Source organism: Isoptericola sp. NPDC055063, assembly GCF_053608125.1.
Map to the genome: position 1 here is coordinate 360187 of NZ_JBSGUW010000001.1, position 23420 is coordinate 383606.

The 23420-nt window shown below is 74.6% G+C and carries 22 protein-coding genes; 14 read left to right on the forward strand and 8 right to left on the reverse strand.

The genetic code is table 11. The features are described from left to right. Positions 1–80 precede the first annotated feature (80 nt). Both ACWF41_RS01610 and ACWF41_RS01615 read left to right on the forward strand, forming a co-directional pair. Positions 81–503 (forward strand): 5-oxoprolinase subunit C family protein, encoded by a 423-nt coding sequence (locus ACWF41_RS01610; protein WP_452181874.1) that lies wholly within the window; start codon positions 81–83, stop codon positions 501–503. A 114-nt stretch (positions 504–617) separates the two neighbouring features. After that, entirely contained in the window at positions 618–1160 is a 543-nt protein-coding gene (locus ACWF41_RS01615) for a DUF4822 domain-containing protein (protein ID WP_380324401.1), read from the forward strand. A gap of 69 nt (positions 1161–1229) precedes the next feature. Here the strand turns inward: ACWF41_RS01615 and ACWF41_RS01620 are convergent, their stop codons facing one another. Next, positions 1230–1949 (reverse strand): TetR/AcrR family transcriptional regulator, encoded by a 720-nt coding sequence (locus tag ACWF41_RS01620; protein WP_380324398.1) that lies wholly within the window; start codon positions 1947–1949, stop codon positions 1230–1232. Positions 1950–2070: 121 nt separating this feature from the next. Between ACWF41_RS01620 and ACWF41_RS01625 the strand changes: the two genes are divergently transcribed. From ACWF41_RS01625 to ACWF41_RS01660, 8 genes are all read left to right on the forward strand, one after another. Then, positions 2071–3252 carry an FAD-dependent monooxygenase gene (locus tag ACWF41_RS01625; protein WP_380324395.1) on the forward strand — a complete coding sequence of 394 codons (1182 nt, stop codon included), beginning with the start codon at positions 2071–2073 and terminating at the stop codon, positions 3250–3252. A 314-nt stretch (positions 3253–3566) separates the two neighbouring features. After that, positions 3567–3656, forward strand: coding sequence for a potassium-transporting ATPase subunit F (locus ACWF41_RS01630; protein ID WP_380324392.1), 90 nt, complete (start codon positions 3567–3569; stop codon positions 3654–3656). Continuing rightward, positions 3656–5329 carry a potassium-transporting ATPase subunit KdpA gene (gene kdpA, locus ACWF41_RS01635; RefSeq protein ID WP_380324389.1) on the forward strand — a complete coding sequence of 558 codons (1674 nt, stop codon included), beginning with the start codon at positions 3656–3658 and terminating at the stop codon, positions 5327–5329. Before ACWF41_RS01630 ends, kdpA begins: the two co-directional genes overlap by 1 nt. A 3-nt stretch (positions 5330–5332) precedes the next feature. Beyond that, the gene (gene kdpB, locus ACWF41_RS01640; protein WP_380324386.1) at positions 5333–7492 is read left to right on the forward strand and encodes a potassium-transporting ATPase subunit KdpB; all 2160 of its coding nucleotides are present in this window, start codon (positions 5333–5335) and stop codon (positions 7490–7492) included. 34 nt (positions 7493–7526) lie between these two features. Then, positions 7527–8153, forward strand: a complete 627-nt coding sequence (gene kdpC, locus ACWF41_RS01645; protein WP_380324383.1) for a K(+)-transporting ATPase subunit C — start codon at positions 7527–7529, stop codon at positions 8151–8153. Positions 8154–8155: 2 nt separating this feature from the next. Next, the gene (locus ACWF41_RS01650; protein ID WP_380324380.1) at positions 8156–10678 is read left to right on the forward strand and encodes a sensor histidine kinase; all 2523 of its coding nucleotides are present in this window, start codon (positions 8156–8158) and stop codon (positions 10676–10678) included. Beyond that, on the forward strand, positions 10675–11373 hold the full coding sequence (locus ACWF41_RS01655; protein ID WP_380324377.1) for a response regulator: 699 nt from the start codon (positions 10675–10677) through the stop codon (positions 11371–11373). Before ACWF41_RS01650 ends, ACWF41_RS01655 begins: the two co-directional genes overlap by 4 nt. Before the next feature lie 73 nt (positions 11374–11446). Then, positions 11447–11938: a hypothetical protein gene (locus ACWF41_RS01660; protein ID WP_380324374.1), complete on the forward strand. Its 492-nt coding sequence runs from the start codon at positions 11447–11449 to the stop codon at positions 11936–11938. 66 nt (positions 11939–12004) lie between these two features. On the opposite strand, the gene ACWF41_RS01665 is transcribed toward ACWF41_RS01660, so the two are convergent. Beyond that, a complete protein-coding gene (locus ACWF41_RS01665; RefSeq protein ID WP_380317632.1) occupies positions 12005–13495 on the reverse strand; it encodes a dicarboxylate/amino acid:cation symporter in 1491 nt (496 codons plus the stop codon). A gap of 352 nt (positions 13496–13847) precedes the next feature. On the opposite strand from ACWF41_RS01665, the gene ACWF41_RS01670 reads away from it, so the two are divergent. Next, on the forward strand, positions 13848–14810 hold the full coding sequence (locus tag ACWF41_RS01670) for an arginase family protein (protein WP_380317635.1): 963 nt from the start codon (positions 13848–13850) through the stop codon (positions 14808–14810). Next, positions 14807–15301 (forward strand): hypothetical protein, encoded by a 495-nt coding sequence (locus ACWF41_RS01675; protein WP_380317638.1) that lies wholly within the window; start codon positions 14807–14809, stop codon positions 15299–15301. Before ACWF41_RS01670 ends, ACWF41_RS01675 begins: the two co-directional genes overlap by 4 nt. A gap of 31 nt (positions 15302–15332) precedes the next feature. On the opposite strand, the gene ACWF41_RS01680 is transcribed toward ACWF41_RS01675, so the two are convergent. Genes ACWF41_RS01680 through hutH form a run of 5 tightly spaced genes read right to left on the reverse strand, consistent with a single transcriptional unit; the run spans position 15333 to position 20560 of the window. Then, a complete protein-coding gene (locus ACWF41_RS01680; RefSeq protein ID WP_380317641.1) occupies positions 15333–15665 on the reverse strand; it encodes a type II toxin-antitoxin system PemK/MazF family toxin in 333 nt (110 codons plus the stop codon). After that, positions 15662–15877 carry a hypothetical protein gene (locus tag ACWF41_RS01685; protein WP_380317644.1) on the reverse strand — a complete coding sequence of 72 codons (216 nt, stop codon included), beginning with the start codon at positions 15875–15877 and terminating at the stop codon, positions 15662–15664. Before ACWF41_RS01685 ends, ACWF41_RS01680 begins: the two co-directional genes overlap by 4 nt. A 48-nt stretch (positions 15878–15925) precedes the next feature. Further along, positions 15926–17209 carry an imidazolonepropionase gene (gene hutI, locus ACWF41_RS01690; RefSeq protein WP_380317647.1) on the reverse strand — a complete coding sequence of 428 codons (1284 nt, stop codon included), beginning with the start codon at positions 17207–17209 and terminating at the stop codon, positions 15926–15928. Between the two features lies 1 nt (position 17210). Then, positions 17211–18896 (reverse strand): urocanate hydratase, encoded by a 1686-nt coding sequence (hutU, locus tag ACWF41_RS01695; protein ID WP_380317650.1) that lies wholly within the window; start codon positions 18894–18896, stop codon positions 17211–17213. Positions 18897–18919: 23 nt separating this feature from the next. Next, the gene (hutH, locus tag ACWF41_RS01700) at positions 18920–20560 is read right to left on the reverse strand and encodes a histidine ammonia-lyase (RefSeq protein WP_380317653.1); all 1641 of its coding nucleotides are present in this window, start codon (positions 20558–20560) and stop codon (positions 18920–18922) included. Positions 20561–20735: 175 nt separating this feature from the next. Between hutH and ACWF41_RS01705 the strand changes: the two genes are divergently transcribed. Further along, positions 20736–21500, forward strand: coding sequence for an IclR family transcriptional regulator (locus tag ACWF41_RS01705; RefSeq protein WP_380317656.1), 765 nt, complete (start codon positions 20736–20738; stop codon positions 21498–21500). A gap of 24 nt (positions 21501–21524) precedes the next feature. Here the strand turns inward: ACWF41_RS01705 and ACWF41_RS01710 are convergent, their stop codons facing one another. After that, complete coding sequence (locus tag ACWF41_RS01710; RefSeq protein ID WP_380317659.1) at positions 21525–22799, reverse strand: amidohydrolase; 1275 nt, start codon at positions 22797–22799, stop codon at positions 21525–21527. 141 nt (positions 22800–22940) lie between these two features. On the opposite strand from ACWF41_RS01710, the gene ACWF41_RS01715 reads away from it, so the two are divergent. Then, positions 22941–23411 (forward strand): hypothetical protein, encoded by a 471-nt coding sequence (locus ACWF41_RS01715; RefSeq protein ID WP_380317662.1) that lies wholly within the window; start codon positions 22941–22943, stop codon positions 23409–23411. The last annotated feature ends 9 nt before the right edge of the window (positions 23412–23420 follow it).

A 23420-nucleotide genomic window follows, 5' to 3' on the forward strand; every position in this document is an offset into this window, starting at 1 on the left:
CCCCTCTGGTTGGGGGGGTTGCGGGTCACCGCACCCTGGTCGGCGAAACGCCCCCCACCCCCCCCCACGACCTCGGGGCGGTGGCGGTGGGGGACGTCGGGGCGCCGGACGTCGCGGCGCTGCCCGCGCCGGGCGAGCTCACGACGCTCCCCGTCGTCCTCGGCCCGCACGACGACTGGTTCACCGCGGACGCCGTCGAGCGGCTGACCGGGCAGGTGTGGACGGTCACCGAACGCTCGGACCGGGTAGGACTGCGGCTCGATGGCGCGCACCCGCTGACCCGGACGGAGGACGCCCACGCCCGGGAGCTGCCCAGCGAGGGCTGCGTGACCGGCGCGCTGCAGGTGCCGCCCGACGGCCTGCCGGTGCTGTTCGGCGTCGACCACCCGCTCACGGGCGGCTACCCCGTGGTCGCGGCGGTGGCCTCCACGCACCGGTGGCTGCTGGGCCAGCTGCCCCCGGGGGCGCGGCTGCGGTTCGTGCCGTCTCATCCGTTCGGCTGATCTGCGGCGAGCCCCCCAGGCGATGTGCCCGGGCGACGACCCGACCGACGATGGCGGCATCACCCGACGTCCCGGTGCGCACCACCCGCCCGGCCACCACAGAAGGACAGCCGCATGAAGCTCACGAAGTCGCTCAAGCCCGTCACCATCGCCGCCTCCGCGCTGATCGCGCTGGGCGCGCTCACCGCCTGCAGCACGGACGAGGGCACCGACGCCGCGGCGGACCAGAGCGCCGTCGCCGCGGAGGAGGCCCCCGCCGGCGCCGAGGCGCGGACGCCGTCCGACGTGCTGGCGTCGACCGCCTGGGAGACCACCGGCGCGACCGACGCCGACGGCGAGGACGTCGCGCTCGACGACGAGAACGTCAGCAACTTCGTCGGCTGGGCCTACTTCAAGGACGACGGCACGTTCACGATGTACACCCTGGACGACGCCCCGAAGATGCAGGGCGACTGGACGGTCGACGAGGAGGGCACGACCCGCCACATCGTCGCGAAGGACGACGCAGGCGAGGTGCAGTTCGAGCGCGACTCCGACATCGTCACGCTGACCGACGAGGAGTTCACCTACCGGGTGTTCCCCGAGGAGGGGAACACGGACGTGTACGTCGACATCGTCCACACCCCGACCGACCACGAGGAGCCGGCCGCGTCCTGAGCCCGGTCCCCTCGAGGCGCCCGCTCCCCCTCGGGGGGCGGGCGTCGCGTCGTCCCTGGCCCGGCCGGGTCAGGAACGCTCGGCGGCCAGCGCGGCGACGCCGGCGACGACGCGCTCGACGCCGAACCGCAGGGCGTCGTCACGGCCGCCGGGCTCGGCGTCGGCGAAGGCCGCCAGGGTGCGCGGGTAGTCGGCCGCGCGCTCGGCCAGGACGGGCCCGAGGCCGGCAGCGAGGTCGCCCTCCGGCGACGCGCCGCGCGGCTGCTGGCGCACGAGCGACATGACGTGACCGACGAGGAGGGCGAGCGTGTCGAGCTTCTCCGCGCCGCTGAGCGGGAGGTCCGCGAGCGCGGCGAGGCCGGCCTCGAACCAGGAGAGCTCGACGGGGCCGGGCACGTGCGGCCGCTGGGCGAGCTCCACCGACCAGGGGCGGTCGAGCGCCCGCGCGTGGACGGCGCCGGCCCAGGCGGTCAGCGCGGCCCGCCAGTCCGGCCCCGCTGCCGCGGGCGGCGGGTCCCCGAGCGCCGCGTCGAGCAGGAGCGCGTCCAGCTCGACCCGCCCGGGCACGTAGCGGTACAGCGCCATCTTGGTGGTGCCCAGGCGCTCGGCGACGCTCTGCATCGTCACCGCGTCGAGGCCCCGGGCGTCGGCGATCTCCGTCGCCGCTGCCACGACGCCCTCGACGCTGAAGCGCGGCTTGGGGCCGCGCCGCGGCGGCGCCTCGCCCCGCCACAGCAGGGCGACGACGCCGTCGACCCCCGTCGCGCCGTCCCGCTCGTCCGCGCCCATCGCGCTTCCCCTCGCCCCGGCCGACGCCGGGGGGTCTCGTGCCGGAAAGGTATTGCGTCCATCGTATGCGGTTATTTACTGTGTCCATAGGACGCAGTTCTGACCTACCCAGGAGCACACCATGACCGGCACGAAGATCCTCATCTCCGGCGCGAGCATCGCCGGGCCCGCGCTCGCCCGCTGGCTCGGCCGCAACGGCTTCGACGTCACCGTCGTCGAGAAGGCGCCCGCGATCCGGCCCGGCGGCCAGGCCGTCGACTTCAAGGGCCGCACGCACCGCGACGTCCTGGACCGCATGGGGATCCTCGACGACGTCCACGCCCGCCAGACCCCGCGGACCGACTGGCGCATGGTCGACGCCGACGACCGGGTGCGCGCCGTGATCCCCGGCGAGTTCATCGGTGGTGACGTCGAGATCCTGCGCGGCGACCTCGCCGCGATCCTGCACGAGCACGGCGCCCGCGACGCCGAGTACGTGTTCGGCGACGAGATCGTCGGCACGACCGAGACGACGGACGGCGTCCAGGTCGCGTTCGCGCACCGGCCCAGCGAGCGGTTCGACCTCGTGATCGGGGCCGACGGCGTGCACTCCGCCGTGCGGCGGCTCGCGTTCGGGCCCGAGGAGCAGCACGTGCAGCACCTCGGGCACTACTACGCCGTGGCCGACGCCGCCGCGCCGCTCGACGGCCTCGAGACCCGGCGCCCCGACGGCCGCGCCGTCGCCTACGGGTACAACGAGCCCGGCCGGCTCGCGCTGCTCGGCGGGCAGAAGGCGCCGAGCCTGTTCGTCTTCCGCGCCGACCGCCCGGACTACGACCGGCACGACGTCGCCTCCCAGCGGGCCTTCCTCGAGCGCGCGTTCGCCGGCGCCGGCTGGCGCGTGCCCGCCGCGCTCGACGCCGTCCGCCGGTCCGACGACCTCTACCTCGACGCCCTGGCGCGCACCCGCATGACGTCGTTCACGCGCGGGCGGTTCGCCCTGGTCGGCGACGCCGGGCACGCCAACACCCTCGGCGGGTTCGGGACGGGCCTGTCCCTCGTCGGCGCCTACGTCCTCGCCGGCGAGCTCGTCGCGGCGCGCGGCGACCACGAGGCCGCGTTCGCGGCCTACGACCGGCGGATGCGCAGGCCCACGAAGGTCGCCCGGTCGGGCAACGCCGGGCCGTTCCTCGCGCCGCCGTCCGCCGCCCGCATCCGGATGCGGGACTGGACGTTCGCGAACCGGTGGGCGTACCGCGCCATGCTGTGGATGACGGACGCCTTCGCGACCGACGACAGGATCCCGGCCTACGACCTACGGTGACCTCCCCCTGCGCTGAGCAGGCTCCATCCGGAGCACGCACGCCCCCGAGCGCGCGGGCCACGGGGCCCTCACCGTATGGCTTCCGTCAGGGTGCGACCCGGGCCCGTATGGGTCCCGTAAGGACGGGCTTCCGGGCCTCGCGGCGGGTGTTGCATCGACGTCGGCACCTGAGAAGAGGTGCCCGGCCGGGCCCCTCCCCGGGGCGGCCGCCGTACTCGAAGTGGGGACGTGCTGGTGCTCGACGTCGTCTACGTGCTGGGCGTGATCGCCCTGTTCGCTCTGGTGGCCGGGATCGCGAAGGCGGTGGAGCGGCTGTGATCGTCATCGAGCTCGTCGCCGCGGCGCTCGGCGTGGCCGCGCTGGTCTACCTCGTGGTGGCCCTCGTGAAGCCGGAGAAGTTCTGATGGGCTGGGTGTGGGCGGTCCTCGCGCTCGGGACCGTCGCCCTCGTCCTCACGGTCGTCCACCGGTCGTTCGGCGACTACATGGCGACCGTGTACACCACCCCCCGCGACTGGCGCGTCGAGCGGGGCCTGTACCGCGTGCTGGGCGTCGACCCGCGCTCCGGGCAGACGTGGCAGGCGTACGCACGCGGCGTGCTGACCTTCTCGCTCGTCGGGCTGCTGATCGTCTACGCCCTGCAGCGCACGCAGCAGTGGCTGCCGTACTCGCTGGGGCTGCCCGCGGTGCCGTCGGACCTGTCGTTCAACACGGCCGCGTCGTTCGTGGGCAACACGAACTGGCAGTCGTACTCGCCCGAGCAGACCGTCGGGTACACGGTGCAGCTCGCCGGGCTCGCGGTGCAGAACTTCGTGTCCGCCGCGGTCGGCATGGCGGTGGCCGTGGCGCTGGTGCGCGGGTTCGCCCACCGCCGCACGGGGACGATCGGCAACTTCTGGGTCGACCTGGTCCGCGGCTCCCTGCGCATCCTGCTGCCGATCTCGGTGGTCGGCGCGGTCGTGCTCATGATCGGCGGCGTCGTCCAGAACTTCGACGGCTTCACCGACGTCACGACCGTGGCCGGGGGCGCCCAGAGCATCCCCGGCGGACCCGTGGCCTCGCAGGAGGTCATCAAGCTGCTCGGCACCAACGGCGGCGGGTTCTTCAACGCGAACTCGGCCCACCCGTTCGAGAACCCGACGGCGTGGACGAACGTCGTCGAGGTGCTCCTCATGCTGGTCATCCCGTTCTCCCTGCCCCGCACGTTCGGGCGGATGGTGGGCGACCTGCGGCAGGGGTACGCGATCCTCGCGGCGATGGGCGTGATCTTCGTGGCGTCGTTCGCCGCGCTGACGGCGCTCGAGTCGGCCGGCAACGGCACGGCCCCGCAGCTCGCCGGCGGCGCGATGGAGGGCAAGGATGCGCGCTTCGGCATCGTCGGGTCCACGCTGTTCGCGACGACGAGTACGACGACGTCGACCGGCGCGGTCAACGCGATGCACGACTCCTTCACCGCGCTGGGCGGCATGCTGCCGATGCTCAACATGATGCTCGGCGAGGTCGCGCCCGGCGGCGTCGGGTCGGGCCTCTACGGCATGCTCGTGCTCGCCGTCATCGCGGTGTTCGTCGCCGGCCTGCTCGTGGGCCGCACGCCCGAGTACCTCGGCAAGAAGATCGGCCCGCGCGAGATCAAGCTCGCGAGCCTGTACATCCTCGTCACCCCGACCCTCGTCCTGGCGGGCACCGCGCTCAGCTTCGCGATCCCCGCGGTGCGCGAGAGCGTCGTGGGGACGACGATCTGGAACCCGGGCGTGCACGGCATGTCCGAGGTCCTGTACGCCTTCACCTCCGCGGCGAACAACAACGGCTCCGCCTTCGCCGGCATCACGGCGAACACCCCCTGGATGAACACGGCGCTCGGCGTCGCGATCCTGCTCGGGCGCTTCGTGCCGATCGTGCTCGTGCTCGCCCTCGCCGGGTCCCTCGCCCGGCAGGACAAGGTCCCGGCCACCGCCGGCACGCTGCCGACGCACCGCCCGCAGTTCGTCGGGCTGCTCGTCGGGGTCGTCGTCATCCTCACCGCGCTCACCTACTTCCCCGTTCTCGCGCTGGGTCCCCTGGCGGAAGGGCTCGTGTAACTCATGGCCACCCTCATCGACACCCCGAACCCGTCGTCCCCCGCGTCCTCGACGACCGCCCGCACGCCGGGCGGGGCCTTCTCCTGGGCCCAGGTGCGGACCGCCCTGCCGGGCGCGTTCCGCAAGCTCGACCCGCGCCAGATGTGGCGCAACCCCGTGATGTTCGTCGTGTGGGTCGGCGCCGCGCTGACCACCGTGCTCGCCGTCGTCGAGCCGTTCCTCGGTGGGCCCGTGACCTCGGGCGGCACCGCCGTCCCCGGCTCGTTCACGGCCGTGATCGCGCTCTTCCTTTGGCTCACCGTCGTGTTCGCGAACCTCGCCGAGTCGGTCGCGGAGGGCCGCGGCAAGGCGCAGGCGGACACGCTCCGGCAGACCCGCACGGCCACGGTCGCCCACCGCGTCGCCGCCTACGACGACGCGGCCGACCCCGACGCCCTGCGCGCCGCGCTCGACGACGTGTCGTCCGCCGACCTGGACCTCGGCGACGTCGTCGTGGTCACCGCGGGCGACCTCGTGCCGGGCGACGGCGAGATCGTGCGCGGCATCGCGTCCGTGGACGAGTCCGCCATCACCGGCGAGTCCGCGCCCGTGATCCGCGAGTCCGGGGGCGACCGGTCCGCCGTCACCGGCGGCACGCGGGTGCTGTCCGACCGGATCGTCGTGCGCATCACCTCGAAGCCCGGCGAGACGTTCGTCGACCGGATGATCGCGCTCGTCGAGGGCGCCAGCCGGCAGAAGACGCCGAACGAGATCGCGCTGAGCATCCTGCTCGCGTCGCTGTCGATCGTGTTCGTGGTCGTGGCGCTCACCCTGAACCCGATCGCGTCGTACGCGGCGAGCCCGGTGAGCGTGGCCGTGCTGGTCGCGCTGCTGGTGTGCCTCATCCCGACGACGATCGGCGCGCTGCTGTCCGCCATCGGCATCGCCGGGATGGACCGCCTGGTGCAGCGCAACGTGCTCGCGATGTCCGGCCGCGCCGTCGAGGCCGCCGGCGACGTCACCACGCTGCTCCTCGACAAGACCGGCACCATCACCTACGGCAACCGGCAGGCGAGCGAGTTCCTGCCGCTGTCCGGCGTCGACGCCCGCGACCTGGTGCGCGCCGCCGCCCTCTCGTCCCTCGCCGACCCGACGCCGGAGGGCGCGTCGATCGTCGCGCTCGCCGCCCGGGCCGGGGCGGACGTGGGCGACACCGCGCCCGGCGAGGTCGTGCCGTTCACGGCCCAGACCCGCATGTCCGGCCTCAACGAGCCCGACGGCACGCAGATCCGCAAGGGCGCCGGCAGCGCGGTCATGGCCTGGCTGGCCGACGACGCCCCCACGGCGGGCCCCGTCGCCGCCGAGGTCGAGGACGCGGTGGAGCGGGTCGCGCGGTCCGGCGGCACGCCGCTGGTCGTGGCGGTCCGGGCGCCGGGCGGGGCCGGGCGCGTGCTCGGCGTCGTGCACCTCAAGGACGTCGTCAAGGAGGGCATCGCGGACCGGTTCGCCGAGCTGCGGTCCATGGGTATCCGCACCGTCATGGTCACGGGCGACAACCCGCTGACCGCCGCGGCCATCGCCGCCGAGGCCGGCGTCGACGACTACCTCGCCGAGGCCACGCCGGAGGACAAGCTGGAGCTCATCCGGCGCGAGCAGGAGAGCGGCAGCCTCGTCGCGATGACCGGCGACGGCACCAACGACGCCCCCGCCCTCGCGCAGGCCGACGTGGGCGTCGCCATGAACTCGGGCACGTCGGCCGCGAAGGAGGCCGGCAACATGGTCGACCTCGACTCCGACCCCACCAAGCTCATCGACGTGGTCCGCATCGGCAAGCAGCTGCTCATCACGCGCGGGGCGCTCACGACCTTCTCCATCGCGAACGACATCGCCAAGTACTTCGCGATCATCCCGGCGATGTTCATGGGCGTTTTCCCCGGGCTCGAGGCGCTCAACATCATGGGCCTGAGCTCGCCGTCGTCCGCCGTCGTGTCGGCGATCGTGTTCAACGCGCTCGTCATCGTGCTGCTCATCCCGCTGTCCCTGCGCGGCGTGCGATACCGGCCCATGGACGCGTCGAAGACCCTCGGGCGCAACCTCCTGGTCTTCGGCCTCGGCGGCGTCGTCGCGCCGTTCGTCGGCATCTGGCTCATCGACCTCGTCGTGCGCCTCGTCCCCGGCTTCTGAGCAGCACGGTCCTGAGCAGGAAGAAGGAACACCCATGAATGCCACCACCCGCAGCACCGGCCGCACCCTCGGGGTCGCGGTCCGGGCGATGATCGTCCTCACCCTGCTGCTCGGCGTCGGCTACACGGCGGCGCTCACCGGCGTCGGGCAGCTCGTGCTGCCGGCGCAGGCCGACGGCTCGCTCGTGCGCGACGGCGACGGCACCGTCGTCGGCTCGGCCCTCATCGGCCAGGGCTTCGTCGACGCCGACGGCGCGCCCCTGCCGCAGTACTTCCAGCCGCGGCCGTCGGCCGCGGGCGACGGCTGGGACGGCGCGGCGTCGTCCGGGTCGAACCTGGGCCCGGAGAACCCCGACCTCGTCGCGGCGATCGAGGAGCGGCGCGCGGCCGTGGCCGCGCTCGAGGGCGTGGCGGAGGCCGACGTCCCGGCCGACGCCGTCACCGCGTCCGGGTCGGGGCTGGACCCGCACATCAGCCCGGAGTACGCCGACCTCCAGGTCGCGCGGGTCGCCGCCGCGCGCGACCTGCCGGAAGAGGAGGTCGCGGACCTCGTCGCGAGGCACACTGAGGGTCGCGCCCTGGGGTACCTCGGGGAGCCCGTGGTCGACGTGCTGGAGCTCAACGTGGCCCTCGACGAGAGCACGACCGAGCTCGGGAGGTGAGCATGGGTCGCGGCAGGTTGCGCGTCCTCCTCGGTGCGGCGCCGGGCGTGGGGAAGACCTACGCCATGCTCGAGGAGGGCAAGCGGCTGCGCGACGACGGCCGGGACGTCGTGGTCGCGCTCGTGGAGACGCACGGGCGCGCCGCGACCGCCGCGATGGCGGGTGGCCTGGAGGTCGTGCCCCGCACCACGGTCACGCACCGCGGCGTCGAGCTCACGGACCTGGACCTCGACGCCGTCCTCGCGCGGCGGCCCGAGGTCGCGCTGGTCGACGAGCTCGCGCACACCAACGCCCCCGGCCTCGCGCACGCGAAGCGGTGGGAGGACGTCGACGCCCTGCTCGACGCCGGCATCGACGTCCTGTCGACCGTCAACATCCAGCACATCGAGTCGCTCAACGACGTCGTGCAGAAGATCACCGGGGTGGCGCAGCAGGAGACCATCCCCGACGCCGTGCTGCGCGCCGCCGACCAGATCGAGGTCGTGGACCTCGCCCCGCAGGCGCTGCGCGACCGCCTCTCGTCCGGCGTCGTCTACCCGGCCGAGCGGGTGGACGCGGCGCTGTCGAACTACTTCCGCCTCGGCAACCTCACCGCGCTGCGCGAGCTCGCCCTGCTGTGGCTGGCCGACGAGGTCGACGCGGCGCTGCAGCACTACCGCACCGAGCACGGCATCGACTCCACGTGGGAGGCCCGCGAGCGGGTCGTCGTGACGCTCACGGGCGGCCCCGAGGGCGAGACGCTGCTGCGGCGCGGGGCGCGCATCGCGGCCCGGTCCGCCGGCGGCGACCTGCTCGCCGTGCACGTCACCAGCCAGGACGGGCTGCGCGGCGCCACCCCCGGCGCGCTCGCGCGGCAGCGGCTGCTGGTCGAGGAACTCGGCGGCACCTACCACCAGGTGGTGGGCGACGACGTCCCGACGGCGCTCGTCGAGTTCGCGCGCGGCGTCAACGCGACGCAGCTCGTCATCGGGGTCTCCCGCCGCGGCCGCCTCGCCGCCGCGCTCAGCGGCCCCGGCATCGGTGCGACCGTGACGCGCGAGGCCGGCAACATCGACGTCCACATCGTCAACCATGCGGCCGCGGGCGGTCGCTCCCGCCTGCCCCGCATGGGCGGCGCCCTGTCGGCGAAGCGGCGCCTGGCGGGCTTCCTGCTCGCCATCCTGGGCGGGCCGCTGCTCACGTGGGGGCTGGTGACGCTCCGCAGCGAGGAGTCCATCGTCTCCGACGTGCTGTCGTACCAGCTGCTGGTCGTCGTCGTGGCGCTGGTCGGCGGGGCGGGGCCGGCGGTCTACGCCGCGGTCCTGTCCGGCATCACGCTCGACTTCTTCTTCGTCGAGCCGATCCACACCATCACCGTGGGCGAGCCGCTGCACGTCGTCGCCCTCGTCCTGTACGTCGTCACGGCCGTGCTGGTGAGCGTGGTCGTGGACCGCGCCGCCCGCACCACGCGCGCCGCGCACCGCGCCGCGGCCGAGTCGGAGGTGCTGGCGACGGTCGCGGGCAGCGTGCTGCGCGGGCAGGACGCCGTGCAGGCGCTGGTGAGCCGGGCGCGGGAGGCGTTCGGCCTCTCCGGGGCGCGGCTCGTCGCCGGCGGGGTGGTGCTCGCCGCGGACGGCGAGGACGACCCGGCAGGCCCGCGCACGACGATCGACGTCGACGACCGCGCCGTCCTCGAGCTGTCCGGGGGCGACCTCGCGGCCTCCGAGCGTCGCCTCCTCAACGTCATCGCGGTCCAGCTGCAGGCCGCTCTGGAGCGCAGCGACCTGGCCGAGGTGGCGAGCGAGGTGGACCAGCTCGCCGAGTCCGACCGCGTGCGCAGCGCCCTGCTGTCCGCGCTCAGCCACGACCTGCGCCGCCCGCTGAGCTCCGCGGCCGCCGCGGTGAGCGGGCTGCGCTCCGCCCGCGGCGCCCTCAGCGAGGCGGACCGGGACGAGCTGCTGGCCACAGCCGACGAGAGCCTCACCGCCCTGGCCACCCTCATCACCGACCTGCTCGACGTGAGCCGCCTCGAGGCGGGCGTCCTGGCCGTCTCGCGGGCGCCCGTCGAGACGGCCGACGTCGTGCTGCCCGCGCTCGACGAGCTCGGCGTCGGCCCCGGCGAGGTGGAGCTCGACCTCGACCTCACCGCGCCGAGCGTCGTCGCCGACTCCGTGCTGCTCCAGCGCGTGCTGGTGAACCTGCTGGCGAACGCCCTGCGGCACTCGCCCGCCGGACGCCGGGTGCGGGTCTCGACCAGCACGTTCGCCGGCACGGTCGAGATCCGGGTGGTCGACCACGGCCCCGGCATCCCCGCCGACCGGCGCGAGGACGTCTTCGTGCCGTTCCAGCGGCTCGGCGACACCGACAACACGACCGGGCTGGGGCTCGGCCTCGCGCTGTCCAAGGGGTTCGTCGAGGGCATGGGCGGCACCCTGACCCCCGAGGACACCCCCGGCGGCGGCCTCACCATGGTCGTCGCCCTCCCCGCCGCGGGGGCGACCCGTCACCCCGAGGACCCCGACCAGCCGGAGGCGACCGCCCCATGAAGATCCTCATCGCCGACGACGACCCGCAGATCCTGCGCGCCCTGCGGATCACGCTCACCGCGCAGGGGTACGAGATCGTCACGGCGACCACCGGGACGCAGGCGATCGCCCGCGCCATCGACCACCGCCCCGACGTGTTCATGATCGACCTGGGCATGCCGGAGCTGGAGGGCATCGACGTCATCCACGCCGTCCGCGGCTGGTCGGACGCCCCGATCCTCGTGGTGTCCGGGCGCACGGGAGCGGCCGACAAGGTCGAGGCGCTCGACGCCGGCGCGGACGACTACGTGACGAAGCCGTTCTCCATCGAGGAGCTGCTGGCCCGGATCCGCGCCCTCACGCGGCGCGTGACGCACGAGGACTCCGACCCGGTGGTGCGGTTCGGCGACGTCACCGTGGACCTCTCCGCGCACAGCGTCACGCGTGCCCGCGGCGGCCAGACCGAGCACGTGCGCCTTACGCCCACCGAGTGGCAGATGCTCGAGCGGCTGGTGCGCAACCCCGGCAAGCTCGTCACGCGCCAGACGCTCCTCACGGAGATCTGGGGGTCGGAGCACGTGAGCGACACCGGGTACCTGCGGCTGTACGTGGCGCAGCTGCGCAAGAAGCTCGAGCCCGACCCCGCCGCCCCGCGCTACCTCGTCACCGAGTCCGGCATGGGCTACCGCTTCGACCCGGACGGCGGCCAGGCGTGAGGATCGGGCCTCTCCCGGTATGCGTTCCGTGAGGTCCGGGTCCCGCGCGCCCGCGCCGCAGTAGACCGGAGGCATGAGCCTCACGACGCTGGTCACCGCCCTGTTCCACCCCCGGCTCGCGGCGCCCGAGGGGTGGCCGGAGGACACCGAGGTCACCCGCGACGACGTCCTCGTCGACCGCACGAGCCTGGCCCGGCTCGCCGAGCACTGCGCCACGCCGCGCGTCTACGTCCCGGTGGGCGCGGACGTCACGCGGGTCGACCGGTTCTGGGGCGACGCCGAGGTGCGGACCGTCGTCCTCGCCCGCGTGGTGGACGCCGTCCCGCGGCTCGGGGACGACGCCCGGCAGGCCTGGCTCGACGCCGACCTCGGCGCGTGTGCCGTCCTGCTCGACCGGGCGCGGCTCGTGGGCCGGTCGTCGGCAGAGCCGCTGCGCCCGTTCACCGTGCACCCGGCGCCGGGCCGCGGCGGGCCGGCCGCCCGCCTCCCGCGCGACCTGCGCCGCGGCGACGTCCTCGCCATCCCGTGCGCCGGGCTGGTCGACGCCGCCGGGCTCGTCCGGTAGCCCGGCGGACATGACGGAGGCCCGGCGGGCGTCACCCACCGGGCCTCCGTCATCGGCTGCGGGCCGTCAGGCCTTAGCGCCCGCTCCCACCGGCTCGCGGCCGGCGTCGTCCGTCGCAGGCTCGGCCTGCGGGGCGTCGTCCTGCGCGTCGTCCTGCGAGGGGTCCTGCGCGGCGTCGTCCTCGTCGAACAGGTGCTCCGACGACGCGGCGCGGTACTGCTCGAGGTCGAGGATGCCCTCGCGCTTGGCGACGATCGTCGGGACCAGGGTCTGGCCGGCGACGTTCACCGCGGTGCGGCCCATGTCGAGGATCGGGTCGACGGCGAGCAGCAGGCCCACGCCCGCGAGCGGCAGGCCCAGCGTGGACAGCGTGAGCGTCAGCATGACCATCGCGCCGGTGAGGCCGGCGGTCGCGGCGGAACCCACCACGGACACGAACGCGATGAGCAGGTAGTCGGTCAGCGACAGGTCGATGCCGAAGATCTGCGCCACGAAGATCGCGGAGATCGCCGGGTAGATCGAGGCGCAACCGTCCATCTTCGTCGTCGAGCCCAGCGGCACCGCGAACGACGCGTACTCGCTCGGCACGCCGAGGTTCCGCTCGGTGACGCGCTGCGTGACGGGCATGGTGCCCACCGACGAGCGGGAGACGAACGCGAGCTGGATCGCCGGCCACGCGCCCTTGAACCAGGAGATGACGCCGAGGCCGTTGGCCTTGAGCAGCACCGGGTAGACGACGAACAGCACGAGCGCGAGGCCCACGTAGATCGCCACGGAGAAGGAGGCCAGCGAGCGCAGCGACTCCCAGCCGTAGGTGGCGACGGCGTTGCCGATGAGGCCCATCGTGCCCAGCGGGGCCAGGCGGATGATCCACCACAGCACCTTCTGCACGATGGTGAGCGCCGACTTGTTGAACGCGAGGAACGGGTCGGCCTTGGCGCCGGACTTCAGCGCCGCGATGCCGATGACCAGGGCGACCACGAGGATCTGCAGCACGTTGAAGCTGATGCCGGTCTCCGCGGTGAACGCGCCGTCCGCGCCCGCCTCGACCGACGTCGAGGCGCCGAGGCCCAGCACGTTGGTCGGGATGAGGCCGTTGAGGAAGTCGAGCCACGTGCCGGTGGAGGACGGCGCGGCGCCGTCCGCGATCGACAGCGTCGTGTTGTGGCCGGGCTGGAACACGAGGCCCAGGCCGATGCCGATCGCCACCGCGATCGCGGACGTGATCGCGAACCAGAGCAGCGTCTGGCCGGCCAGGCGGGCCGCGTTGGTGACGGTGCGCAGGTTGGCGATCGACGCGACGATCGCCGTGAAGATCAGCGGCGGCACGATCGCCTTGAGCAGGGTGACGAACGACGAACCGATGGTGGCGAGCGTCGTCGTCAGGCCGTTGGGCGTCTCGCCGTCGGCCTGCGGGCCGAGGGCCAGCGCGAGCCAGCCGAGCAGCACGCCGAGGCCCAGGCCCAGGAGGATCTGGGTCGAGAACGACGGGAAGCGCAGACCCTTGCGGGCGCGGGGTTCCGTGCCGGGGATCTTCGCCGTGGAGGTGCGGGACACGAGGGAGCCTTTCGCCTCGGGCGCACGGGGGCGCCGGGGTGGGGGGACGACGGCAGTGGAGCGGTCGTCCGGGAGTCAGGTGGTGGGGTCGTCGGCGGCGACGACGGTCAGCGACACAGCGCGCTGGCGACGCGACGGAAGTCGACGTCGAGCCGCGCGGTGAGGAAGTGCCTCACGGGGGCGCTGACAACCACAGGTGCTCCAAGCAGGGTCGAGATCCGGGGGACCGGACGACCGAATGATCGACGCGATCGATGGCGGGCATCGAGCCCGCGAATACAGGACCCTAACAGCGCGGTGTCGCGGCGCCCAGGGTGTGTGAGGGACGTCATGGTGGCCGTACGGTCGGCGGGTGACCTCCGCCGCCCTGCCCCACGACCCCCTCTGGCCGCGCGCGGGCGCCTGGCCCGCGCCGTCGCCCTCGGCCGAGGACGTCCCCGCCGACCTCGCGCTGATCGGCGTCCCCACCTGGCGCACCTCCCTGTCGACGACGGGCGCGCACGCGACGCCCGCGGCCGTCCGCGACGCGCTGCGCCGCTACAGCCCCGCCCTGATCGAGGGACAGGACGGCGCGCCGGTCGACCTCGGCGAGGCCGCCGTCGTCGACCACGGAGACGTGACCGAGCCCGACGGCCCGGACGGCGAGGCCCGCGCCCGCGCCGCGGTGGCCGCCGCGCTGGGCACCGACCGGATGCGCGCCCGCGCGGTCGTCGCGCTGGGCGGCGACAACGCGCTCACCGTCCCGGTCGCGCTCGGCGCGTGGGGCGACGACCTGGCCACCGCCGGGCTCGTCACCTTCGACGCCCACTACGACCTGCGCGACGGCGTCTCCAACGGCTCGCCCGTGCGCCGGCTCGTCGAGGCCGGCCTGGACCCGGCGCGGGTCGTGCAGATCGGCATCGCGGACTTCGCCAACTCCGCCGCCTACGCGCGGCGGGCCCGCGACCTGGGGATCACGGTCGTGCCGCTCGACGAGGTCCGCCGCCGAGGCCCCGGCGGGCTGGCCGACGTCGTCCGCGAGGCCCTGGACGTCGCCGGCGCCGCGGGCGGGCCGGTCCACCTGGACGTCGACGTGGACGTCTGCGACCGCGCCGTCGCCCCCGGCTGCCCCGCCAGCGTGCCCGGCGGCCTCGCGGCCTGGGAGCTGCGTGCCCTCGTCCGCGCCGCCGCGACGGACCCGCGCGTCCGCTCCGTCGACCTCGCCGAGGTGGACGCCACCGCCGACACCCCCGACGGCCGCACCGTCCGCCTCGCCGCCCTCTGCGTGCTGGAGGTCCTGGCGGGCCTCACCCTCCGCGCCGGAGGCCGGCGATGAGGCAGGCCGTGCGCGGACGTCGTGCCGCTCGGCGCTCTCTCGCCGCCGCACTCGCGCTCGCCGTGACCGTCGTCTCGGGCTGCGCGAGCATCAGCGCCGCCTTCGACCGGACGGCGTACTGCCGGCCGGAGGACCCCGTCGTGACGCCGAAGCACGCCACCCCCGGGGACGAGCTGCACGTCGAGACGACCGGCCGGGTCGACGGCGTGGACTGCGAGCCGCGCATGCCGGCCCGCGCCCGCTACGAGGTCTCGATCATGTCCGAGATGCCCGACAGCGACCCCACCATGGGCCGCTGGTCGAGGAGCCTCGGGACGCTGGACCCGAGCGACGAGGGCGACGCCGAGGGCACCGTCCGGCTCCCGGCCGACACCCCGGCGGGCAAGGCCGAGGTGTCCCTCCGGCTCGTGGGCGCCAAGACGATCTGCGAGCTCGACCCCAGCATCGACTGCACGAAGAACCCCTTCGCCCCGATCGACGTCACCGGCTGACCGCCGGCTGCGGCACGCGCTCTGCTCGGCGTCACTCCTCCATCGTCAGGACGAGCCCGAGGTACCGACACACGGCGACCTCGACCACGGCGAGATCGTCCTTGAACAGATAGTCGACGGGCTCGTCGTGCAGGTACGAGATGTCGACGGCTCGCACCTGGTCGACGAGGAAGACGGTGGGAGTTCCGGCCACCTCGAGCCGGGGCCGGAAGCTCAGCGCCGGCGCGCTGGTCGACGTCGGGACGATCGTCACCACTGTCCAGGGCGCGTCCGTGGGGGACAGGACGAGCCCGTGCCGCTTCCCGCCCTGCTCGTGTCCGCGCGGTTCGCCGAGGTCGACCTTGTAGACCGCCCCGCGGATCACCAGGCGTCCGGTTCGTCGTTCAGGTTCTCGTCACGGTGCGCGATCATGTCGGCCCGCGCCTCGTCCAGCCACCGTTCCTGCTCGAGCAGGCGCAGGCCGCGGCGCACGGCGTCGCTGGTGTTCACGCCCTCGCTGCTGAGGCGGTCGAGGATGCGACGGTCCTCCGCTGTGGGTCTGAAGGTGACGGTCTTGGGCACGCTCTCGACGGACATGACCCCATCGTAGATCGCGCGTCGCACAAATGTAAGACGTGCGGCGAGCTACCTCGGCGGGTGCACAACCTCGCGCCCGTCCTTCCACACCCCGTGCACGAGCGGGACGCCGGGGCGGTAGGCGAGGTGCGTGCGGCTCGGGGCGTCGAGGACGACGACGTCGGCGCGGCCGCCGGGGGCGAGGTGCCCGACGTCGTCGCGACGCAGCGCGCGGGCGCCGCCCGCCGTCGCCGCCCACACGGCCTCGGCGACGGTCATCCGCATCTCCCTGACCGCGAGCGCCACCATCAGCGGCATGGAGCTCGTGTACGACGAGCCGGGGTTGCAGTCGCTGGCCAGCGCGACGACGGCGCCCGCGTCGAGGAGGCGGCGCGCGTCCGGGTACGGCTGGCGCGTGGAGAACTCGACGCCGGGCAGCAGCGTCGCGACGGTCCCGTGCGCCGCACCGGGCCCGGAACCCGACCACGAGCCCGCGAGCGCCGCGACGTCGTCGTCGGACAGGTAGGTGCAGTGGTCGACGGCGGCGGCGCCGAGCTCGACGGCGAGGCGCACGCCCTCCCCCTCACCGAGCTGGTTCGCGTGCGCCCGCACGCCCAGCCCGGCGGCGGCGCCCGCCTCGAGGACCCGCCGCGACTGCTCGGGCGTGAACGCGCCGGTCTCGCAGAACACGTCCACCCAGCGGGCGTGCGGGGCGCACGCGGCGAGCATGTCGCCGACGACGAGGTCGACGTAGCCGTCCGGGTCGCCGGAGAACTCCGGCGGCACGACGTGCGCGCCGAGGAAGGTCACCTCGTCGGTGATCTCCGCCGCCAGCCGCAGGGACCGGGCCTCGTCGTCGACGGACAGCCCGTAGCCGCTCTTGGTCTCCAACGTCGTGGTGCCCTGCGCGAGCGCCTGGTCGACGTGCCGGCGCAGGTTCGCCCGCAGCTCGTCGTCCGACGCCGCGCGCGTGGCCGCGACCGTGGTGCGGATGCCGCCCGCGGCGTACGGGCGGCCGGCCATGCGCGCCTCGAACTCGGCTGACCGGTCGCCGGCGAACACGAGGTGGCTGTGCGAGTCCACGAACCCGGGGATCACTGCGCGCCCGTCGACCCCGACGACGCGGTCCGGCGCGCGGCCCAGCGCCCCCTCGACCCCGTCCGCGCACACGCTCTCCGGTCCCGCCCAGACCACGCGCCCGCCGTCGAGCAGCAGGGCGGCGTCCCGAACGACGCCCGTCGGGTCGTCCACGGGGTCGACGCCGACCGCCTCGGGCGCGTTGGTCGTGAGCTCGCCGATCCCCAGGATCAGCGTGGCCGGGTGCGACCCGCCGGGGTGCTCCACCTCGCGCACGTCACACCTCCGTGTCGGGGTCCGTCTCCAGCATGGGCACGCGCAGCCCGCCCCGCGCGGCGGCGGCCGCGGCGTCGTCGTACCCGGCGTCGACGTGCCGCAGGACACCGAGGCCCGGGTCGTTGGACAGCACCCGCGCCAGCTTCTGCGCGGCGAGGTCGGTGCCGTCCGCGACGGACACCTGGCCGGCGTGGATGGACCGCCCCATGCCGACGCCGCCGCCGTGGTGCAGCGACACCCAGGTGGCGCCCGACGACGCGGCGGTGAGCGCGTTGAGCAGCGGCCAGTCGGCGATGGCGTCGGAGCCGTCGGCCATGCCCTCCGTCTCCCGGTACGGGGAGGCCACGGACCCGGAGTCGAGGTGGTCGCGCCCGATGACGACCGGCGCGCTCACCTCCCCGGACGCGACGAGGTCGTTGAACGCCAGCCCCGCGCGGTCGCGCTCGCCGTGCCCGAGCCAGCAGATGCGGGCGGGCAGGCCCTGGAACGCGACGCGCTCCTGGGCGGCGCGGATCCAGCGGTGCAGGTGGTCGTCGTCGGGGAAGAGGTCGAGGACGGCCTTGTCGGTGGCGGCGATGTCGCGCGGGTCGCCGGACAGCGCGGCCCAGCGGAACGGGCCCTTGCCCTGCGCGAACAGCGGCCGGATGTACGCGGGCACGAAGCCGGGGAAGTCGAAGGCGCGGTCGAAGCCGCCGCGGCGCGCCTCGTCGCGGATCGAGTTGCCGTAGTCGAACACCTCGGCGCCCGCGTCGAGGAAGCCGACCATGCCCTCCACGTGCCGGGCCATCGACTCGCGCGCCCGGTCGGTGAACTCCTCCGGCTTGGCGGCGGCGTAGTCGTGCCACTCGTCGACGGACACGCCGACGGGCAGGTACGACAGCGGGTCGTGCGCCGACGTCTGGTCCGTGACGACGTCCACCGCGACGCCGCGACGCAGCAGCTCCGGCACGACCTCCGCACTGTTCCCCACGACCCCGACCGACAGCGCCCGGCGCCCGGCCTTCGCCGCCTCGACGCGGCGGACGGCGTCGTCCAGGTCGTCCGCGACCTCGTCGAGGTAGCGCTCGCGCACCCGCCGCTCCAGGCGCGACCGGTCGACGTCGACCACGAGGCACGCGCCGCCGTTGAGCGTCACGGCCAGCGGCTGCGCGCCGCCCATCCCGCCGCACCCGCCGGTGAGGGTGAGGGTGCCGGCGAGCGTGCCGCCGAACCGCTTGGCGGCCACCGCGGCGAGCGTCTCGTACGTGCCCTGGAGGATGCCCTGCGCGCCGATGTAGATCCACGACCCGGCCGTCATCTGGCCGTACATCGTGAGGCCCTGCGCCTCGAGCTTCCGGAACTCAGGCCACGTGGCCCAGTCGCCCACGAGGTTCGAGTTCGCGATGAGCACCCGCGGCGCCCACTCGTGCGTGCGCATCACGCCCACCGGCTTGCCCGACTGGACGAGCAGCGTCTCGTCCTCGCCCAGCGTCGTGAGGGTGCGGACGATGGCGTGGTAGCTCGGCCAGTCGCGCGCGGCGCGGCCGGTGCCGCCGTAGACGACGAGGTCGTCGGGGCGCTCCGCCACCTCGGGGTCGAGGTTGTTCATGAGCATCCGCAGCGGCGCCTCGGTCTGCCAGCTGCGGGCCGTGAGCGTCGTGCCGCGCGGGGCGCGGACGGGGACGGGGGTGCCGCGGTCGTAGGCCATCACGGTCTCCTTCGGTCGTGGGGTCAGCGGAGCGGGCCGACGGCGGCACCGGCGGCGGTGACGACCTCGCCGCCGACCACGAGCCGCGTCACGGCCTCGATCTCGGGGGCGAGGAACCGGTCCGGCCCGGGGCCGGGGACGGCGGCGCGCAGCAGCGCGTGGACGGCGCCGGTGCCCGCGGCCGGCGACAGGCCCGTCGCGGGGGTGCAGCGCAGGTCGAGGGCGCGGGCGGCGGTCATGAGCTCGACGGCGAGTACGCGGCCCAGGCCGTCGACGGCGCGGCGCAGCTTGCGGGCGGCGGCCCAGCCCATGGACACGTGGTCCTCCTGCATCGCCGACGACGGGATGGAGTCGACGCTCGACGGCGCGGCCAGCCGCTTGAGCTCCGAGACGATCCCGGCGGCCGTGTACTGGGCGATCATCAGGCCGGAGTCGACGCCCGGGTCGTCGGCGAGGAACGCGGGCAGGCCCTCGTTACGCGCGACGTCGAGGAACCGGTCTGTGCGCCGCTCGCTCATGCTCGCGACGTCGGCCACGGCGATCGCGAGGAAGTCGAGCACGTACGCGACGGGCGCGCCGTGGAAGTTGCCGTTCGACTCGACCCGGCCGTCCACCGTGACGACAGGGTTGTCGATCGCCGAGGCGAGCTCGCGCCCCGCGACCGCCTCCGCGTGGTCGACCGTGTCGCGCGCGGCGCCGTGCACCTGCGGCGCGCAGCGCAGCGAGTACGCGTCCTGCACGCGGGTGCACTCGGGGCGGCCGTCGGCGTCGAGGGTCCGGTGGCTCGCCACGACGGGCGACCCCGCGAGCAGAGCCCGCAGGTTCGCGGCCGACGCCGCCTGCCCCGGGTGCGGGCGCATCCCGACGAGGTCCGCCGCGAACGGCGCGTCCGAGCCGAGCAGCGCCTCCACGCTGGAGGCCGCCGCGACGTCCGCCGTCGTGAGCAGGCGGTGCAGGTCGTCGAGGGCGAGGCAGAGCATGCCGAGCATGCCGTCCGTGCCGTTGATGAGGGCCAGGCCCTCCTTCTCCCGCAGCTCCAGCGGCGCGATGCCGGCCGCCGCGAGCGCCTCTCCCCCGTCCCGCAGCTCGCCGTCGGCGTCGCGGACCCGCCCCTCCCCGAGCGCGGCCAGCGCGACGTGCGCCAGGGGCGCGAGGTCGCCGGAGCAGCCGAGGGAGCCGTACTCGTGCACGACGGGCGTGACGCCCGCGTTGAGCATCGCCGCGTACGTCTCGGCGACGACGGGGCGCGCGCCCGTGCGGCCGGTGGCGAGCGTGGCCAGGCGCAGCAGCTGCAGCGCGCGCACCACCTCGCGCTCCACCTCGGGGCCGCTGCCCGCGGCGTGCGAGCGCACCAGCCCCAGCTGCAGCTGGGCCCGCTTGTCCGTGGGGATGTGGCGGCGGGCGAGGGCGCCGAAGCCGGTCGAGACGCCGTAGTGCGGGCGGTCGTCGTCGGCCAGCGACTCGACGACGGCGCGGCTCCCGGCCATCCCCGCCAGCGCGCGGTCGGTGAGGCGCACCCGCGCGCCGTGCCGGGCGACCGCCACGACGTCGTCGACGGTCAGGGGATCTCCCGTGACCTCGACGACGACGTCGGACAGGGGCGCGACCGAGTGGGTCGTCGTGCGGCCGGCGGGGTCGCCGGCCTGCTGCAGCGTTGCGGACATGTGGCCAGCACACACCGTCGCGGGGCCGCTGGACACGGGGTTCGCCGAGGTTCAGTCTGGGATCCCAGACACCGCCGAGCCGCTCGCGAGGTAGTGCCTTCCGTCCTCCGGTAGTGCACCCCGCGACCTACCGGAGGACAGAAGGCACTACCTCGCGGTGGGACGACGAGAGGAGATGACCGTGGCGGACGTCCCCGCGGCGCGGAGCACGCTGCGGGTGCTGACGTACCTCGCGGCGCAGGCGGGCCCGGTCCCGGCCGCGGCGGTGGCGCAGCACCTGGGCCTGCCGCGCTCCACCGTCTACCACCTGCTCACGGTGCTGGTGGACGAGGGCTTCGTGACCCACCTGCCGGAGGAGCACCGCTACGGGCTCGGGACGGCGTCGCTGTCGCTCGGGTCGGCGTACGCGCGGCAGGCGCCGCTCGCACGGCTGGCGCGCCCCGTCGTCGCGCGGCTCGTGGAGACGACCGGCGAGAGTGCGCACCTCGCCGTCCTGCACGGCCGGGAGGTGCTGTACCTCGTGGAGCAGCGCGCGCCGCACCGGCCCAGCCTGGTGACCGACGTCGACGTGCGCCTGCCCAGCCACCTCACCGCCAGCGGCCGTGCGGTGCTCGCACTGCTGCCGGCCGCGCAGGTGCGCGCGCTGTTCCCGTCGGCGGCGGCGCTCGCCGACCGCACGGGCGTCGGGCCGCGCACCCTGCGCGACCTGCGCGAGGTGCTGCGCGACACCCGCCGCCGCGGCCACGCCACCGAGGACGGCGAGGTCACGACCGGCCTCGCGTCCGTCGCGCACGCCGCCCTGGACCACACCGGCCACCCCGTGGCGGGCGTCGCGCTCACGTTCTGGTCCGACGACGTCGACGACGACCGCCGCGCGGACCTCGCCGCTGCCGCAGGCCGCGCCGCCGCCGAGATCAGCCGCCGCCTGGGCGCCCGCTGACCCGCCGGGGGAATCGAGCGTGGGTCAGCCCAGCCACTCCTCCGCCGCCGCGACCAGGGTCGCGACGCCGAGGTCGAGGGTCGGCTCGGGGACCGGCGCGAAGAACGGCGAGTGGTTCGGCGCCACTCCGTCGGGCAGCCCGCCCATCCCGGTCGCGGCGGCGGGGTCGAAGCCGGCGAAGAGCGCGGCGTCGAACCCGCCGAGGAACCAGTAGACCAGCGGCACGCCGGCCGCCGTCGCGAGGTCGCCGACGTCCTCCGACCCGGGCATCGGCGGCAGGCTCACGACCTGCGGGTGCCCACCGGCCGCCTCCACGCGGGAGCGCTGCGCCTCCAGCGTCCGCTCGAGCACGACCCGGGTGCGGGCGCTCGCGGCCTGGTCGTTCGTGGTGAGGTTGAACGTGGCGACGGACGTGTACTCGGGAGGCTGCGGCGCGCCGGACGCGGCGGCCTCCGCGTCGACGATGCGATGGATCGCGGCGAGCACCCGCTCGCGGACGCCGGCGTCGAAGGTGCGCACGTTCACCAGCAGGTCCGCCCGGTCGGGGATGACGTTGGCCTGCGTGCCCGCCTGCACCGATCCGACGGTCACGACGGCCGACTCGGTGGCGCCGACCTCGCGCGCCACGATGCCCTGCAGCCGCAGCACCGTGGCGGCGGCCATCACCACCGGGTCGACGGTGGCCTCCGGGCTGGAGCCGTGCCCGCCGGAGCCGTGCATGGTGATGCGCAGCGAGTCCGCCGCCGCCATCGCCGTCCCGGACGTCAGGCTCACGACACCCACCGGCAGCGGCATCACGTGCTGGCCCAGCACGACGTCGGGCACCACGCCGATGCGGTCGTAGAGCCCGTCCGCGACCATCCGCCGGGCGCCCTCTCCGACCTCCTCCGCCGGCTGGAACAGGACGACGAGCGTGCCCGACCAGTCGTCCCGCCCCGCGAGCGCGGCGGCCGCACCCAGCAGGCAGGTGACGTGCACGTCGTGCCCGCAGGCGTGCATGGTGCCGGACTCGCGCCCCTCCGGCGTCGTCGCGGTGTCCGTGGACGCGTACGGCAGGCCGGTGCGCTCCGTGACGGGCAGCCCGTCCATGTCCGCGCGCAGCAGCACGCGCGGACCGGCTCCGTGCGCGAGGACGCCGACCACCCCCGTGCCCCCGATCCCCTCGTGCACGTCGAAGCCCCACCCGCGCAGGCGCTCGGCGACGATGCCGGCGGTGCGGTGCTCGGCGAACCCGAGCTCGGGGTGGGCGTGGAGGTCGGTGTAGATCGCCGTCAGCTCGGACGTCGTCAGCGCGCTCATGGGGGTCATCGTGCCCCCGGTCGCGCGCTGCGACATCCGGTGAGCGATCCGGTGAGCGCGCGATGACGGAAGGAGGGCTGTGTGCAAGATCTCCACGTCGTCGTAAGGGTTTATTCAGGTCAGCAGGGCAGAATCGTGCCCATGACGTCAGCGACGACTTCGAAGGGCAAGACGACGACCCGTCTGGCCGCGGTGAGCCTGCTCGCCGTGACCATGATGCTGGGCGCGTGTTCCGCCCCCACCGAGGACGTCCAGTCGTTCATCGCCGACGCGAAGAGCCAGGCCGAGGCCCTCGACGTCGACCTCCAGCAGCTGCAGCGGGCCACCGAGGTGCCCGCCGCGCTGCGCACCCAGGTCGCCGACGCGATCAGCTCCGCGCAGGCCGCGACCGACGAGGCGCGCGACGCCCTCGCCCGCGCCGCCACCTCCGCCGACGGCGCCGTCGTCGCCCTGGAGGACGCGCAGGTCGCGCTCGAGGCCGCGTCCGCCGAGGTCCGGTACGTGACCGGCGAGGCCCGCGACAAGGGCGCGAGCCAGGTCGCCGACCAGCTCTCCAGGCTCCACGAGCAGATCGACGCGCTGCGCGGCGAGACGCAGAGCGCCGTCGCCTGACGCGTCCCG